The organism is Ruegeria sp. S263 (genome assembly GCF_056780525.1).
In genome coordinates this window covers 1539737-1555242 of the sequence record NZ_CM165558.1, presented here as the reverse complement: position 1 = coordinate 1555242, position 15506 = coordinate 1539737, and the positions used below count along the sequence as shown (strand labels likewise).

The window sequence follows — 15506 nt, the reverse complement described above, 5'->3', positions numbered from 1 at the left end:
AAATGCTTAGCACACTCTCCGGCGGGGCCGCCGGTTGAGACATCGAAACTGTCAAACCCCGTAACGGCTAAGGATCATGTCAACGCTGCTGTTGATGGTGGCCTCCATCTCGTCCTTGTTCAGAACGTCACCGGAAAAAATAATCGGCCAAAACGCCTTGGCTTTGATGAGGCCGATAAACTCCTGCCCTGCGGCCTGAGGATCCTCGATCCGCAATTGCCCGTCATCTGCGGCGTCTTTCAGCATGGCGGCGAAAATCGCGGTCTTGTCCAGCTTGCCCTGTGCCGCGGCCGCCAAATCAGGGTTGCGCAAGGTTTCGCTGATCACCATCCGCGACATGGCCATGACCTCGGGCAACATCAGAATGCGCCCTTCGGCCCATGCCAGCTCAGTCAATTGCTCTCGGATATCGCGGCCTTTCTGATAGCGAACATCCTGCACTCCGGCGAACCTGTTGGATAGCTCTAACACGATGGAGCGAAACAGGTTTTCCTTGCTTTCGAAGTACTTGTACAACGTGCGCTTAGAGACTTCGGCCCGCAGGGAAATACGATCCATGCTGGCCGCCGCAAATCCCTTGTCCTGAAACTCGGAAACCGCTGCTTCGATGATCTGAGCATGTTTGGCCGCATTCGGCGCGCTGACGTCATTCATATTTCATAGCTATAGTCCCATTGACAGATCGAGGTCAAACTCTACGTAAACTGGTGGGTTTACAGAGTAGAATTTGTCGCATACGGTAAACCCGCCAGTTTACCGACTCGGGTAACCAGCCCAACATGGAGAATCCCCCTCATGTCATTGACCTTGAAATTGAACGGCCAGACCCACACGGTCGACGCCGAACCCGGCACGCCCCTTCTGTGGGTGATCCGGGATGAGCTTAAGCTGACCGGAACCAAATTCGGCTGCGGCGTTGCGTCGTGCGGCGCCTGCACCGTGCATCTGAATGGCGAGCCTGTGCGTTCTTGCCAGACATATATCGAAGACGTCGAAGATGCCGAGATCACCACGATTGAAGCCGTGGGCGACGACAAGATCGGCGCGGCCGTCCAGCAGGCCTGGGTCGAACTGGATGTGGTCCAGTGTGGCTATTGCCAGTCAGGTCAGGTGATGTCCGCAGTCGGGCTGCTGTCCGAGAACTCCAAGCCGTCGGTCGAAGAGATCGACGAATACATGTCCGGCAACGCCTGCCGTTGCGCCACCTATCAACGTATCCGCGCCGGAATCCAGCGCGCGTCCGAGATTCTGGAGGCCTGATCAATGACCATCAACACCTCACGCCGTGGATTTCTGAAAGGCGCCGCTGCGGCCGGTGCCGTGCTGCTGGTCGGCGCACGCCCCGATGGCGCGCTGGCGGCAGCCTCGTCCGAAACCACGCAGTTTAACCCGTTCGTAAAGATCGACGCCGATGGCACTGTAACCGCCATCGTCAAACACTTTGAAAAGGGTCAGGGCCCGGCCACCGGCCTGCCGACGCTGATCGCCGAGGAAATCGGCTTGACCATGGATCAGATCGAATACGAATTCGCGCCCTCTGATCCCAACGTCTATAACAACCTGCTGTTCGGTCCGTTCCAGGGCACAGGCGGATCGACCGCGATGGCGAATTCCTGGCTGCAATACCGTCAGGCCGGTGCCGCCGCGCGCGAGATGCTGATCAATGCCGCCGCCCAAAGTTGGGGCGTGGACGCATCGGGCATCGCCATCGAGGAAGGCATTGTAAAGGCCGGTGACAAATCCGCACCGATTGCAGAGTTCGTTGCTGCGGCGTCGCAGCTTGAGGCCCCTGCCGAGCCGCGCCTTAAAGATCCGTCCGAATTCCGCCTGATTGGCAACGAATCCGTGCGCCGTAAGGACTCGGCCATCAAGGGCAATGGTCAGGCCATGTATGCGATGGATGTGCATCTGCCCAACCAGATGGTCGCGATGATTAAGCGCCCCGAATCCAAGGGCGGTATCGCCAAAGGCTTTGACGACAACGCGTCAAAAGAGGTCAAAGGCTATATCAATGCCGCCATCTTGCCCAATCAAGCGGGTGTTGCGGTCTATGCCGAAGACACATGGGCTGCCATTCAAGCGCGCGACGCGCTTGAGGTCGAATGGGACATGTCAGGCGGTGAGACCCGCGACTCGGATCAGATCAAGGCCGAGATCATGGCCGCACTGGATTCTGAGCCCACGTACAACGTGAACAAGGCAGACGTGGCGGCGGTTTCGGCGGCCATCGACGGGGCGGATAAGGTGGTCGAAAAGACCTTCTACTTCCCGCTGCTGGCCCACGCCCCGATGGAGCCGTTGAACTGCACTATTGAACAAACCGCTGAGGGCGACATTGTCCTGCATGACGGTGCGCAGATGCCGACCGGTCCGCATATGGCCTACCAGCAAATCTTCCAATTGCCGCCTGAGAAAATCCACATCAAGACCATGCTGGCCGGGGGATCATTTGGCCGCCGTGCCACACCTGATGCGGATTATCAGGTCGAAGCGGCGCTGGCCTTTGTGGGCACCGACCGCTCGCGCCCGGTTAAACTGGTCTGGACACGCGAAGACGATATCCGCAGCGGATATTACCGCCCCGCTTTCGGTCACAAGGTCCGCGTGGGTTTGGATTCGGACGGCAACATCGTCGGATGGCAGCACCAGATCGCCGGGCAATCGGTGATCAAGGGCACTGCGTTCGAGGCGGCGCTGGTCCATGACGGTGTCGATCACAGCTCGGTCGAAGGTGTGGCCGATAGCCCGTATGCCATCCCCGGCATGGCGCTGGGCCTGACCGACACGCCCAAAGCAACCACTGTTCTGTGGTGGCGCTCGGTGGGGCACACCCATACGGCCTATACGATGGAGACCATGATGGACCTGGTCGCTGAGGCTGTGGGCCGTGACCCGATCGAGTTCCGTCTGGCCCACCTGTCCGACGACACCAACCCCGATCAGCGGCGCAAGGCGGCTGTTCTGAAACTGGCCGCTGAAAAAGCCGGTTGGGGCAACGCACCTGCTGGCCGATCGCAAGGGATCGCGGTGCATAAGTCCTTTGGGTCTTATGCGGCTGAGGTTGTTGAAATCTCGGGCGATGCGGAAAGTGGCATCAAGATCGAAAAGGTCACCTGCGCCGTCGATTGCGGCATTGCGGTGAACCCCGATGTGGTTAAGGCACAGATGGAAGGTGGCATCGGTTATGGCATCGGCCATGTCATGCGCGATCAGATCACGCTGACAAGCGGGGCAGTCGATCAATCCAACTTCCCGGATTACGAACCGCTGCGCATCGGCGACATCGCTGCCATCGACGTACACATCGTACCCTCGGCGGAGGCACCGACGGGTGTCGGTGAGCCCGGAACGCCTCCTTCGGCACCGGCGCTGGCCAATGCCATCCACGCGATGACGGGTACTCTTGTGGCCTCGCATCCGATGGCCGAAAACGACATCAACTTCGTTTGACGCCAAACCCCGCGCCTTCTCCTCTCGGCGCGGGGTTAATTTGATCAAATTTCGTGACAAGACGCTTTGCGTCGACTACACCTCGGGAAACCAGAGTGATGGAGACCCCGATGGACCTGAGCGCCTTGCACAGTTTTCGCGTTGCAGCCTGTGACCTTAACGGTCAACTGCGGGGCAAACGCGTGCCTCCCTCTTACGCCGACAAGCTGGAAAAGGGTTCGGTTCGGATGCCGTTTTCGGCGCTAATCGTGGACCTGTGGGGTGCGGATATTGACGGTAGCCCGCTGGTTTTTGAGTCCGGTGATGCCGATGGCGTGCTGCTGCCGACCGAGCGCGACCCCGTTCCGATGCCATGGCTGGATGTAGACACCGCACTGGTACCCATGTGTCTGTATGATGACCACGGCACACCCTTTGCTGGGGATCCCCGTCACGCGCTGACCGCGGTACTGGACCGATACGCCCAGCGCGGGTGGTCGGTGATCGCGGCGACCGAGTTGGAGTTCACGCTGCTGGATTCGTCCGGCGCGCAACCGCAGCCGCCGCTGAACCCATTGACAGGGCGTAGGCTGGTGGATGAGGCGGTGCTGTCCATGGCCGAGATGGACGCGTTCGATGCGTTTTTCACCGACCTCTATGATGGTTGCGCCGCGATGGGCATCCCCGCCCAGACCGCCATATCCGAAAGCGGTATTGGCCAGTTCGAAATCAACCTGAACCATCAGGACGCAATGCGCTGCGCTGATGATACGTTGCTTTTCAAGGTGTTGACACGCGGGCTAGCGCGCAAACACGGGTTCACCGCGACGTTCATGTCCAAACCCTATGCTGACGATGCAGGCAATGGGATGCACGTGCATTTCTCGGTCGTCAATCAGGCCGGCCAGAACGTCTTTGACAATGGCGGCCCCGAGGGGACAGATACGTTGCGCCACGCCATCGCGGGATGTCTGGCGGCGATGCCCGGCAGCACATTGATCTTTGCGCCGCACGGCAATTCTTATACCCGACTTGTGCCCGGCGCCCACGCGCCCACTGGTGCAAGCTGGGCCTATGAGAACCGCACCGCCGCCCTGCGCATTCCCGGCGGCGCACCCGCTGCCCGCCGAATTGAGCATCGCGTCGCGGGTGGCGATATCAACCCCTACCTGATGCTGGCCGCCGTTTTGGGGGCAGCAATGAACGGGATCGATGATGCAACCGAGCCGCCAGCGCCGATCACCGGCAACGCCTACGACATTGACGGCCTGCCGCAACTGGCCAGCGATTGGGAGGCCGCCGTCGCCGTCTTTGAATCCGATCCACATGTCGCGCGCATCTTCCCTGCCGATCTGATCCGCTTTCTGGCGATGACCAAACGGCAGGAAATCCGCCGCTTTGCCGAGCGCCCGCCCGAGGACCACTGGCTGAGTTATGTCGAAGCCGTCTGACCCCTCTTGCCCGGCCCGGCGCGGTCGGCTAGAATAAATTTGATCAAATTTGGTGACCCATGAAAATCGGCATCCTTGTAACCGGCCACCCCCCCGATGAGCTGCGTTCAGAATTCGGCACATATGACGGCATGTTCCGTACCCTGCTGGGTGGCAACGGCTTTACGTTTGAAACCTTCAACGTGGTGGACGGGCAGTTCCCCGACAGCACCGATGCAGCCAATGGCTGGGTCATCACCGGCTCGCGTCATGGCGCGTACGAGGACCATGCGTGGATACCGCCGCTGGAAGAATTGATCCGCGCGATCCGCGACAAGGGCCAGCCACTGATCGGGGTCTGCTTTGGCCACCAGATCATTGCGCAAGCCTTGGGCGGCAAGGTTGAAAAGTTCACAGGTGGCTGGGCGGTAGGACGCACCGACTATGACCTGGATGGGCAGACCGTTACGCTGAACGCGTGGCATCAGGATCAGGTGGTTGCCCTGCCCGACGGCGCTCGCGTGACCGGCAACAACGACTTCTGCCAGAACGCCATGGTCGCTTATGGTGATTCAATTTGGACCGTTCAGGCCCACCCGGAATACGGCGACGGGTTTATCAAGGGTTTGATGGACACGCGTGGTAAAGGTCTTGTGCCAGATGAGTTAATGCAGGCCGCGACCAACCGCCTGCCCGCCAACGACGACAACCCCAAGATCGGGAAATTCATGGCGGAGTTTTTGAAGAAAGAGAGGGCCTGATGGCCGACTGGAAAGATCAACTACCACAGGCAGCACAGTCCTATATCGAAGGTCAGCGTTTGGACGAGGTTGAATGCATCATCTCGGATTTGCCCGGTATTGCGCGGGGCAAAGCGGTGCCAGCCTCGAAATTCGCCAAGCAAACCTATTTCCACCTGCCCGACAGCATTTTCTACCAGACAATCACCGGCGACTGGGGTGAGGCCGCGGGCGAGGACGGCTTTATCGAGCGGGACATGATCCTGAAACCCGATTTCTCGACCGCATCGGCCGCGCCGTGGACTGGCGACTGGACGTTGCAAGTGATTCACGACGCCTATGACCGCGATGATAACCCGATCCCGTTCAGCCCGCGCAACGTGCTGAAACGCGTGGTGCAGATGTATCACGACAAGGGCTGGAAACCGGTCGTGGCGCCCGAGATGGAGTTCTTTCTGGTCGCCCCCAACGTGGACCCCGCGCAAGGCATCAAGCCAATGATGGGGCGTTCGGGCCGTCCGGCGGCGGCGCGTCAGGCATACTCGATGACTGCCGTGGACGAATTTGGCCCGGTGATCGACGACATCTATGATTTCGCCGAACACCAAGGGTTCGAGATTGACGGCATCACGCAGGAAGGCGGCGCTGGGCAGTTGGAAATCAACCTGCGCCACGGCAACCCGGTCAAGCTGGCGGATGAGGTATTTTACTTCAAACGCCTGATCCGCGAGGCCGCGCTGCGCCATAACTGCTTTGCCACGTTCATGGCGAAACCGATCGTGGATGAGCCGGGCTCGGCCATGCATATCCACCACTCGATCATCGACATGGAAACCGGGCAGAACATCTTTTCCGGCCCGCAAGGGGGTGAGACGGACGCGTTTTATCACTTCATCGCCGGGTTGCAGAACCACCTGCCCTCGGGGCTGGCAGTGATGGCGCCCTATGTGAATTCATACCGCCGTTACGTGAAAGACCATGCGGCTCCGATCAATCTGGAATGGGCGCGCGACAACCGTACCACCGGCATCCGCGTGCCGCTGTCCGGCCCCGAAGCGCGCCGGGTCGAAAACCGCATCGCCGGGATGGACTGCAACCCCTATCTGGGCATCGCCCTGTCTTTGGCCTGCGGCTATCTGGGACTGGTTCAACAGGAACGCCCACGCCGTCAGTTCTATGGCGACGCTTACGAAGGCGAAGGCGATATCCCGCAGGTCATGGGCAATGCGCTGGACCTGTTTGATGAGGCGACCGCCTTGCACAAGGTTCTGGGCCCCGAGTTTGCCCGCGTCTATGGCATCGTCAAACGCGCCGAGTATGAAGAATTCCTGCAGGTTATCTCTCCGTGGGAGCGTGAGCATCTGCTGCTGAATGTCTGAGGCATTGCGATGAACCTGCTCTATTCCAACGACCGCAAGGCCGAATACCCGGCCAGTTGGTACGCGGCCACGGCCAATCCGATCGACCGTTTTCCTGTTCTGGCGGGCGACGAAAAGGCGGATGTCTGCGTGGTCGGCGGCGGATACACGGGTTTGTCCGCTGCGCTGCATCTGGCCGAAGCCGGATTCCGCGTGACCCTGCTTGAGGCGCATCGCGTGGGCTTCGGCGCGTCGGGTCGCAATGGCGGTCAATTGGGCAGTGCACAGCGGATGGATCAGGAAGATCTTGAGCGACTGGTGGGCGATGACGACGCCGCCAAGCTGTGGGATCTGGCCGAAGACGCGAAGGCGCTGGTCAAATCCCTGATCGCCAAGCACCAGATCGACTGCGACCTGAAACCGGGCGTTGCCGTTCTGGGCCTCAGCACCGGCGAACAGCAGGAGCTGCACGACCACGCGGCGCATCTGTCCGACCGCTATGGCTATGACCAGATGGAGCTGCTGGACGAAGGCGCGGGTCATGGCCTATGCCCCTCGCCTGCCTATCGCGGAGGCTATCTGGATATGGGGGCCGCCCATCTGCACCCGCTGAACTATGCTTTGGGTCTGGCGCAAGCCGCAGCCAAAGCGGGCGTGCGGATTTATGAAAGCACCGAGGTGACGGGGATCGAGGAAACCGCTCCCGTTGTCGTTCACGCCGCACAGGGCAAGGTCACCGCGGATCACGTCATTCTGGCCTGCAACGGATACTTGGGCGGCCTGAGCGGCAAGGTCGCCGCGCGGGTCATGCCGATCAACAATTTCATCGCAGCGACTGAACCATTGGGCACTGACACCGCTCGTGTGCTGACGCGCGACGTCGCTGTGGCCGATACGAAATTCGTGGTGAACTACTTCCGCCTTAGCGCCGATAACCGGCTGCTGTTTGGCGGCGGCGAGAGCTATGGTTATCGCTTCCCGTCCGACATCGCCGCCAAGGTGCGCAAACCGATGGTCGAGATTTTTCCGCATCTGCGCGATGTGAAGATCGACTATGCCTGGGGTGGTACGCTGGCTATCACCATGCGGCGGATGCCCTATCTGACGCGGGTTGCGCCCAATATCCTGTCAGCTTCGGGTTACTCTGGTCACGGCGTTGGAACTGCGACCCATGCAGGGCAATTGATGGCGCTGGCCATTCAAGGGCAGGCCGAAGGGTTCGACACGATGGCCCGCGTCCCAACCCTACCCTTCCCAGGGGGCGCCGCCCTGCGCAGCCCCCTGCTGGTGCTGGCGATGACATGGTTTGCGCTGCGGGACCGGCTGGGCCTTTGATTTACGACAGATTGGTGAAATTTCGCCGTAAGGGCGAATGAAGACTTGGATTGACCGAGGATTAGCTTTATCTTTCCCAAAGATAGAATTCGGGAAAACCAAATATGACGCTTCCTCCAAACGTTCATGACGCCGAACCCATCCCCGTTGCCGCCCGCGAAGCCATCGACGCCTTGATGCAGTCGGGCGACCTGTTCCGCTATACCGCGCCGCAAGACGCGCCGGTTGCTTTGCTTGAGGCTGAATTCGCCGAGTTGCTAGGTACCAAATACGCGCTGGCGGTTTCGTCCTGCTCGGCTGCGCTGTTCCTGTCGCTCAAAGCCTTGGGCCTGCCGCGCGACGCACGTGTCCTGATCCCCGGCTTTACCTTTGCGGCTGTTCCGTCCTCGGTCGTTCACGCAGATTGCATTCCGGTACTGTGCGAAGTTGCCGACAATTACCGCATAGATATGGCAGACTTTGCCACCAAACTGGACGATGTTCAGGCCGTGATCATCAGCCATATGCGCGGACACACGTCCGACATGGACGCGATCATGGCGCTGTGTGACGCTCGCGACATTCCGGTAATCGAGGATGCAGCCCATTCGCTGGGCACCACGTGGCACGGGCGCAATATTGGCACGATCGGTAAGGTCGGCTGTTTCTCGTTCCAGTCCTACAAGATGATCAACGCGGGCGAAGGCGGCATTCTGATCACCGATGACGCGGATTTGGTGGCGCGCGCCGTCATCATGTCGGGCGCTTATGAGCATAACTGGAAAAAGCATAAAGGCCCGCACGGAGACAACTCGCCGGAGTTGGAGCAAGCCTTTGCGCGCTGGCAGAACAAGCTACCGCTTTATAATCTGCGGATGAGCAACCTCAGCGCCGCCGTGATCCGACCACAGATCCCTGAACTGGCGCGTCGCGTGCGCGACGGTCTGTCCAACCACGACTATGTCGCGGATCGCCTGAACACGTCGCCGAATATCGACGTGCCCGCCCCGCTGTCGCCCGAACGCCGGGCCCCGGACTCGATCCAGTTCAACTTGGTCGACCTCAGCGATGATGACATCCGCGCTTTTGCGGCGGCATCAGAGGCGCGCGGGGTCAAAGTCCAAGTTTTTGGTCTGAGCGAAGACAATGCCCGCGCCTTTTGGAACTGGCAATTCCTGCCTGAGCAGGTCGAATTGCCGCAAACCCGCGCAATGTTGATGAAGGCTTGCGACGTTCGCTTGCCTGTGCGCCTGACCCGCGAAGAATTGGACGTAATTGCCGATATTCTGCTGGCATCCGTCGGCGAGGTTACCGCACCAGCGATGGCCTTCGGCACCTGAACGACAGCCCATCACAAAAAAGCCCGCCAAAAGGCGGGCTTTATTCGTTTTGAAAGGCTGGATCAGTTCAGCTTGGACAATTTCTGCTGCAATTCGGCAAGCTGCTTTTTGATATCGTCCAAATCCTCTTTCGGCTCTGACTTACCCTCGTCTTCCTTGTCCGGACCGGACCAACCGCCGGACAAACCACCGGTCATCGCTTTAAGAAATGCCTGTTGCTGCGCCTGCATTGCCTCGAACCCCGGCATCTGAGACATGGGGTTCATTGCGCTCATGTTTTCCATCATTTTGCTTTGGCTTTCGCGCAGCATCTCGAACGAGCTTTGCAGGAACTGAGGCATCATACCCCCGCCCGGCAACATGTAACTGCGCACAAGATCATTCAGCACATTCACAGGCAGCACATTCTCGCCCCGGCTTTCATGTTCAGCAATGATTTGAAGCAGATATTGCCGTGTCAGATCATCCCCGGTTTTCAGGTCGATAATCTGCACTTCCCGCCCGTCACGAATAAACGCCGCGATATCCTCAAGCGTGACGTAATCGCTGGTCTCGGTGTTATACAGCCGACGACTGGCATATCGTTTGATTAGTAACGGTTTTTCCTGGTCTGCCACCGGATTCCCTCCCCAAGGATGATGCGTTGCAGCAGAGGTTATGCGACTGCAGCACAAAAAGAAAGGGCAGGTCTTTCGACCTGCCCTGCGCGATTGCACCGGTTGGGAGGAATGGGTGCGCCTCGCGGCATTCATTTTATTACTTGGCAGCAGTTGCTTTCTTGGCAGCGGCTGTCACGTCGTTGGTTGCTTTCTTGACAGCAGCAGTTGCGTCTTCCGCAGCTTCTTTGCCGGCAGCCATCAGCAGCTCAACAGTTTCGGTCTGAACTTTTTTCGCGATTTCAGCGAAGGCCGCCAGGTTTTCTGCAGCAACTTCAGCCGACGCGCTTGCGAAATCAGTCGCAGCTTTTGCGTATTCAGCAGGTTCTGCTTTTGCTTTCGACATCTCGGTCAGTTTGGCCAGAGTGTCTTTGGTCCATTTGTTCGAGATTTCAGCCGACTTTTCAGCGGCGTCCAGCGCAACACCCGACAGCTTTTCGTTCAGGCTTGCGGTCGACTTGAAGGCACCTTCCAGAGCGGTGGTGTCAACAGGGAACGCGCCCATCATGTCTTTCAGGGTCGCGGTAAAGTCTTGAGTCTTTGCCATTGTCCTAATCCTTTTGCCGAACCGGGCCCACCCCGGTTTTCATCAGCTTGAGGACAATATGGTTGCTGCACCGCAGCATTGCAAGAAATTTATTGCTGCGTCGCAGCAAAAAATAAAAACTCACACAAAATCAATTCGTTGAATTAACCAAAACATACGTTCCGGGCGCGGGCGCCAGTGGCGGATGATCCGAATCGCCCGGTGTACGGGCCTGAACCTGTTTGCCTGACCGCTTTTTTAGCCAGGCCTCCCAGCGGGGCCACCACGATCCCTGATGGTACTCGGCCTCTTTCATCCAAGTCTCGGCATCCGCTTTCAAATTGGTGTTGGTGTAATGGCCATATTTCTTTTTGCTGGGCGGGTTCACGATCCCCGCGATATGGCCGGATTCTGACACAATGAACGTCTTTGACTTCGATCCCATCTGCTGCACGCCGCGATAGCAATCCTTCCATGCTGCAATGTGGTCCGTTTCGCAGGTGATGGCCATCAACGGAACGTCGACATCACGGACATGCAGTTTATGCCCCAGCAACTCGAACCCGTCGTTGACGAAGTCGTTGCTCTGGCACAAGCCGCGCAGATACTCCACAGCCATGCGACCGGGCAAATTCGCACCATCTCCGTTCCAGAACAGCAGGTCGAATGCGGGTGGTGTCTCGCCCATCATATAGCTGCGGATCGCAGGACCATAGATCAGATCATTCGAGCGCAGGAACGACATCGTTCGTCCAACCAGCCAGGCTTTCAGAATTCCATCCTTGGAAATCTGATCTTCAATTCCGTCCACGAAGTCGTTTTGCAAGAAGGGCGTGAACTCTCCTTGATCGCCGAAATCCGTGAGGGCGGTAAAAAACGTGGCCGACTTGATCGACTTGTCCCCCCGCTGCTTGAGAAGGGACAGGGTCAGGCTAAGCGTGGTTCCCGCGATACAGTAACCTACAGCGTTCACCTGCTTGACCTTGCAGATCGACTTGACCTGTTCGATCGCGGTCAGGAACCCTTCTTCGACGTAATCCCCCATACCAATATCAGCGTGGGATTCATTTGCATTCACCCAGCTTACGACAAACAAGGTATATCCCTGCTCGGTCACCCATTTGATCAGACTGTTCTGCGCCTTGAGATCCAGAATGTAGAACTTGTTGATCCAGGGCGGGAACAGAACAAGCGGCGTTTCGCAAACTGTCTCGGTTGCAGGCTTGTATTGGATCAGTTCCATTAGCCGGTTGCGATACACAACCTCACCCGGCGTTGTGGCGATGTTGCCACCCACTTCAAAGGCGCTCTCATCCGCCAGCCTGACAACCATTTCACCATCATTGGCTTCAAGATCGGCAACCAGGTTTTCCAGCCCCTTGATCAGCGATTGCCCCTCGGTTTCGACCGCCTTCTCCAAAGCGTCCGGATTGGTTGCCAGAAAATTGGTCGGAGACATCATGTCGATGATCTGTTGCGAGAAGTACCGCAGGCGCTTTTTGTCCTTGTCGTCCATATCTTCAACCGACGCGACGGCCTGTGTGATGACCTCGGCATTGGTTTGATACTGCTGGCGGATAAAGCGGAAATAGGGATTTACTTCCCACATAGGATTGCTGAAGCGCTTGTCTTTAGGGGCGGTATCGCTGTCATCAACTTCGCCCGTCGTCATGGCCTTCTGCGCTTCAGCAAAGTTTAGAACGGATTTTCCCCAGAATTCGATCTGATGTTCCATCAGCTTGGCGGGATTTTGCCATGCCTCGGAAAAATACGCTGTTGCTGCTCGTGCAAAAAGCTCTTGATTCGGACCGTCCAGCGCGGGGTTGTGGCCCTTTTTTCCGGCCATCACTTCCACCAGACGCTTTGAAAGCTCTTCGACTTTGTTCATATTTTCTTTAAGCCGTTCAAGGTGTTCCTCGGTTAGCTCCGGACTCTGGTCTTGACTTGTTGTCATTTTAACAATTCCCCCCTAACCTCGCTGCTATGCAGAATAACGTCGCAAATGCCATGGGCAAAGCGGCGAATGGTCCGAACTTTCAGACTGATACCCGGGAGACCCATTTTATGCGCTACATGATGACCTACGACTTGATGGAAACCATGCGCAACACCAACCAGTGGATGGGTGCAACCGCCAGTGCGATGGCCTCTTACCCACTGTTTTCGATGGTTCCCAATCCAGTGTTCAGCATGATGGCGGCCTGGGGCGAGGTGACAGAACGCACCTTTCAGCGCATGATTGCCAAACCCGACTGGGGCATTCGCACCTATACCTGCGAGGACGGCCGGGACCATATTGTCGATATCGTCCCCGTGTTGGAGCGTCCGTTCGGCGACCTGATCCACGTCCGCGTGAACGGGCGCGAAGAACAAGCGCGCAAGGTTCTGGTGGTCGCTCCCATGTCCGGCCACTATGCAACGCTGCTGCGCTCGACAGTCAAAAGCCTGTTGGTCAATTGCGAAGTCTACGTCACCGACTGGCATAATGCGCGCGATATCCCCGTGTCCGAAGGAAAGTTCGATGTAGAGGACTATACCCTCTATCTTGTCGATTTCATGAAAGAACTGGGACCAGAGACGCATGTTGTTGCAGTTTGCCAACCCGCCCCGCTGACATTGGCCGCAACCGCGTATCTGGCCGAGGTAGAGCCCAAAGCGCAGCCCAGCACGCTGACGCTGATCGGCGGACCTGTTGACCCGGACGCAACACCCACTGACGTAACCGATTTTGGCCGCCGCGTGACAATGGGCCAGCTGGAAGAGACCATGATTCAACGCGTCGGCTTCAAGTACAAAGGCGTTGGTCGCATGGTTTATCCCGGCCTGCTGCAACTGGCGTCATTCATGTCCATGAACGCGGATCGCCATTCCAAGGCGTTTTCGGACCAGATTCAGCGCGTCATGCGCGGTGAGGCGTCGGATCATGACGCACATAACCGGTTCTATGACGAGTATCTGGCGGTGATGGACATGACCGCGGAATTCTATCTGTCGACGGTCGAACGTGTCTTTAAAAACCGCGAAATTGCGCGGAACGAGTTTGTCGTTGCAGGCCACAAGGTTGATATCGGGAAAATCACCGACGTCGCCGTGAAAACAGTCGAGGGGGCAAATGACGATATCTCTGCCCCCGGTCAATGTATCGCGGCGCTTGACCTGTGCACCGGGCTGCCAGATTCGAAAAAGGCAAGCCATGTTGAACCCGGCGCGGGACATTACGGTATCTTTGCTGGCCGCAGTTGGCGCGACAACATCCGCCCGCTGGTCATCGACTTCATGAACGCCAACACGCGTAAACCGCGCCGTCGGGCGGCGAACAAGAACAAAGTCGCCTGATCACCATGCCAAATTCCACGGCGAAAGATTTCGCTTTTTCCTGCAATTGTGGCGCGCTTCGCGGCGCGATCACCGCTGCGGGGGCGAAATCTGCAACGCATACTGTGTGTTTCTGCCATGACTGCCGCGCCGCTCAGCTGTATTTCGGACAACCCGACCCTGCCCCCGGCCCTGTCGAGGTGCTGCAGATGCTGCCAGAAGAAATCAGGATCGACGGCGGGGCCGAACACTTGGCGCTGATGCAACTCAGCCCCAAGGGTATGCTGCGCTGGTACGCAAGTTGCTGTAACGCGCCACTTGCAGTGACGACCCGAACGCCGAAATTCCCCTTTGCGGGGTTCATCGTGAAACGAATTGCAGACCCAAGCGGTTTGGGTCCCATCACGACCCGAGGGTTTGTTCCGCAACCCGACGGCAAACAATCCCATGAAAAGCTGGGGCCAGCTGTCAAAGGATTGATTTCGCGCGTGCTCAAGTCGCGGATTTCCGGAAGTTGGAAGAACTCCGTCTTCTTCGACCCCAATACCAGACAGCCCGTGGCAACGCCTGTAATCCTTAGCCAATCTGAACGGGCAGCGTTTTACAAATAGGGCAGCCGAACCGGGGTGTTCAGCCAGGATTCAAGTGCCGTGTTCACGGCTGCAGGTGCCTCGAGCGGGGGCAGATGCCCAGCTTCGTCAATGACTTTCAACTCGGCATTTGGGATCATTTCCGCCATGAACGCATGCCGACGCACGGGCGTAAGCTGATCGTGCGCCCCGCATAAAACCAGAGTTGGTACATTGATATGCCTCAGCGCGCCTTGCTGATCAGGACGCCGTTGCAGGGCGCGCATCTGGCGTTCGAAGACGTCCGCCCCCATTTCCCTTGCCATCGCCATGACTTCTTTCAAGACGGGAACGCGCCCCAGACCCGGTGCCAAAGTCTCGGAACCAATCAACCTGTTCATGACATCCTCAAGCCGCCCCGACCTTGCGCCTACGATAAGCTCTTCCCGGTCCGCAGCGATCTGAGGTGTATCGGCCTGCGCGTCTGTCGACATCAGGCACAAGCGGGACACGCGCTGAGGTGCACGCCGAACGATCTCCAACGCGACAACGCCGCCCATGCTGAACCCACCCAGGGCAAAACGATGCGGTAGTTGGTCCAGCAAGCCAGAGGCGATCTCTTCGACGCGGTCACCCGTCGTCACCGGGGCAACCGTCACCGCGCGCTGGTAAGACAGGTAGAGTATCTGAGCTCCGAACAACCGCGCGTCGCACATGAACCCGGGCAGAAAAACCAACGGTTCGATCACGCAGGGCCTCCTTAAATTCGACCACCTTGGCGTTACTTTTCCGCAGGATGTGAGGTTTTTCTAATGTCGGCAAGAAAAAA

General features: G+C 58.1%; 14 protein-coding genes. 9 read left to right on the top strand and 5 right to left on the bottom strand.

The window, feature by feature from the left end:
* Window positions 1-51: 51 nt before the first annotated feature.
* Window positions 52-654 (bottom strand): TetR/AcrR family transcriptional regulator, encoded by a 603-nt coding sequence (locus ACT2B1_RS07790; protein WP_171240554.1) that lies wholly within the window; start codon window positions 652-654, stop codon window positions 52-54.
* Window positions 655-795: 141 nt separating this feature from the next.
* Between ACT2B1_RS07790 and ACT2B1_RS07785 the strand changes: the two genes are divergently transcribed.
* The 7 genes from ACT2B1_RS07785 to ACT2B1_RS07755 all read left to right on the top strand — a co-directional run bounded on the left by ACT2B1_RS07785 (window position 796) and on the right by ACT2B1_RS07755 (window position 9611).
* The gene (locus ACT2B1_RS07785) at window positions 796-1260 is read left to right on the top strand and encodes a (2Fe-2S)-binding protein (RefSeq protein ID WP_171122106.1); all 465 of its coding nucleotides are present in this window, start codon (window positions 796-798) and stop codon (window positions 1258-1260) included.
* Window positions 1261-1263: 3 nt separating this feature from the next.
* Complete coding sequence (locus ACT2B1_RS07780; RefSeq protein ID WP_481668897.1) at window positions 1264-3450, top strand: xanthine dehydrogenase family protein molybdopterin-binding subunit; 2187 nt, start codon at window positions 1264-1266, stop codon at window positions 3448-3450.
* Window positions 3451-3560: 110 nt separating this feature from the next.
* Window positions 3561-4880: a glutamine synthetase family protein gene (locus ACT2B1_RS07775; protein WP_481669010.1), complete on the top strand. Its 1320-nt coding sequence runs from the start codon at window positions 3561-3563 to the stop codon at window positions 4878-4880.
* Between the two features lie 59 nt (window positions 4881-4939).
* Entirely contained in the window at window positions 4940-5620 is a 681-nt protein-coding gene (locus tag ACT2B1_RS07770) for a type 1 glutamine amidotransferase (RefSeq protein WP_171122104.1), read from the top strand.
* The gene (locus ACT2B1_RS07765) at window positions 5620-6978 is read left to right on the top strand and encodes a glutamine synthetase family protein (RefSeq protein WP_171122103.1); all 1359 of its coding nucleotides are present in this window, start codon (window positions 5620-5622) and stop codon (window positions 6976-6978) included. Before ACT2B1_RS07770 ends, ACT2B1_RS07765 begins: the two co-directional genes overlap by 1 nt.
* Before the next feature lie 9 nt (window positions 6979-6987).
* Window positions 6988-8292, top strand: a complete 1305-nt coding sequence (locus ACT2B1_RS07760) for an NAD(P)/FAD-dependent oxidoreductase (protein ID WP_481668896.1) — start codon at window positions 6988-6990, stop codon at window positions 8290-8292.
* A gap of 104 nt (window positions 8293-8396) precedes the next feature.
* On the top strand, window positions 8397-9611 hold the full coding sequence (locus ACT2B1_RS07755; RefSeq protein WP_171122101.1) for a DegT/DnrJ/EryC1/StrS family aminotransferase: 1215 nt from the start codon (window positions 8397-8399) through the stop codon (window positions 9609-9611).
* Window positions 9612-9673: 62 nt separating this feature from the next.
* On the opposite strand, the gene phaR is transcribed toward ACT2B1_RS07755, so the two are convergent.
* From phaR to ACT2B1_RS07740, 3 genes are all read right to left on the bottom strand, one after another.
* A complete protein-coding gene (phaR, locus tag ACT2B1_RS07750; RefSeq protein WP_171122100.1) occupies window positions 9674-10228 on the bottom strand; it encodes a polyhydroxyalkanoate synthesis repressor PhaR in 555 nt (184 codons plus the stop codon).
* A gap of 139 nt (window positions 10229-10367) precedes the next feature.
* Window positions 10368-10814 (bottom strand): phasin family protein, encoded by a 447-nt coding sequence (locus ACT2B1_RS07745; protein WP_171122099.1) that lies wholly within the window; start codon window positions 10812-10814, stop codon window positions 10368-10370.
* Between the two features lie 130 nt (window positions 10815-10944).
* A complete protein-coding gene (locus ACT2B1_RS07740; protein WP_481668895.1) occupies window positions 10945-12747 on the bottom strand; it encodes a PHA/PHB synthase family protein in 1803 nt (600 codons plus the stop codon).
* Between the two features lie 110 nt (window positions 12748-12857).
* Here ACT2B1_RS07740 and phaZ point away from each other — a divergent pair, with 110 nt between their 5' ends.
* Together phaZ and ACT2B1_RS07730 are read left to right on the top strand one after the other, a co-directional pair.
* The gene (phaZ, locus tag ACT2B1_RS07735; RefSeq protein WP_171122097.1) at window positions 12858-14129 is read left to right on the top strand and encodes a polyhydroxyalkanoate depolymerase; all 1272 of its coding nucleotides are present in this window, start codon (window positions 12858-12860) and stop codon (window positions 14127-14129) included.
* A 5-nt stretch (window positions 14130-14134) separates the two neighbouring features.
* Window positions 14135-14719, top strand: coding sequence for a DUF6151 family protein (locus ACT2B1_RS07730; protein ID WP_171240548.1), 585 nt, complete (start codon window positions 14135-14137; stop codon window positions 14717-14719).
* Here the strand turns inward: ACT2B1_RS07730 and ACT2B1_RS07725 are convergent.
* The gene (locus ACT2B1_RS07725) at window positions 14710-15426 is read right to left on the bottom strand and encodes an alpha/beta fold hydrolase (RefSeq protein WP_171240547.1); all 717 of its coding nucleotides are present in this window, start codon (window positions 15424-15426) and stop codon (window positions 14710-14712) included. The two genes, ACT2B1_RS07730 and ACT2B1_RS07725, sit on opposite strands and share 10 nt — an antisense overlap.
* Window positions 15427-15506 lie beyond the last annotated feature (80 nt).

Excerpts from the sequence above, each read along its gene's own strand:
- ACT2B1_RS07790 (WP_171240554.1), bottom strand. The coding sequence starts at position 654 with ATGAATGACGTCAGCGCGCCGAATGCGGCCAAACATGCTCAGATCATC.
- ACT2B1_RS07785 (WP_171122106.1), top strand. The coding sequence starts at position 796 with ATGTCATTGACCTTGAAATTGAACGGCCAGACCCACACGGTCGACGCC.
- ACT2B1_RS07780 (WP_481668897.1), top strand. The coding sequence starts at position 1,264 with ATGACCATCAACACCTCACGCCGTGGATTTCTGAAAGGCGCCGCTGCG.
- ACT2B1_RS07775 (WP_481669010.1), top strand. The coding sequence starts at position 3,561 with ATGGACCTGAGCGCCTTGCACAGTTTTCGCGTTGCAGCCTGTGACCTT.
- ACT2B1_RS07770 (WP_171122104.1), top strand. The coding sequence starts at position 4,940 with ATGAAAATCGGCATCCTTGTAACCGGCCACCCCCCCGATGAGCTGCGT.
- ACT2B1_RS07765 (WP_171122103.1), top strand. The coding sequence starts at position 5,620 with ATGGCCGACTGGAAAGATCAACTACCACAGGCAGCACAGTCCTATATC.
- ACT2B1_RS07760 (WP_481668896.1), top strand. The coding sequence starts at position 6,988 with ATGAACCTGCTCTATTCCAACGACCGCAAGGCCGAATACCCGGCCAGT.
- ACT2B1_RS07755 (WP_171122101.1), top strand. The coding sequence starts at position 8,397 with ATGACGCTTCCTCCAAACGTTCATGACGCCGAACCCATCCCCGTTGCC.
- ACT2B1_RS07745 (WP_171122099.1), bottom strand. The coding sequence starts at position 10,814 with ATGGCAAAGACTCAAGACTTTACCGCGACCCTGAAAGACATGATGGGC.
- ACT2B1_RS07740 (WP_481668895.1), bottom strand. The coding sequence starts at position 12,747 with ATGACAACAAGTCAAGACCAGAGTCCGGAGCTAACCGAGGAACACCTT.
- phaZ (WP_171122097.1), top strand. The coding sequence starts at position 12,858 with ATGCGCTACATGATGACCTACGACTTGATGGAAACCATGCGCAACACC.
- ACT2B1_RS07730 (WP_171240548.1), top strand. The coding sequence starts at position 14,135 with ATGCCAAATTCCACGGCGAAAGATTTCGCTTTTTCCTGCAATTGTGGC.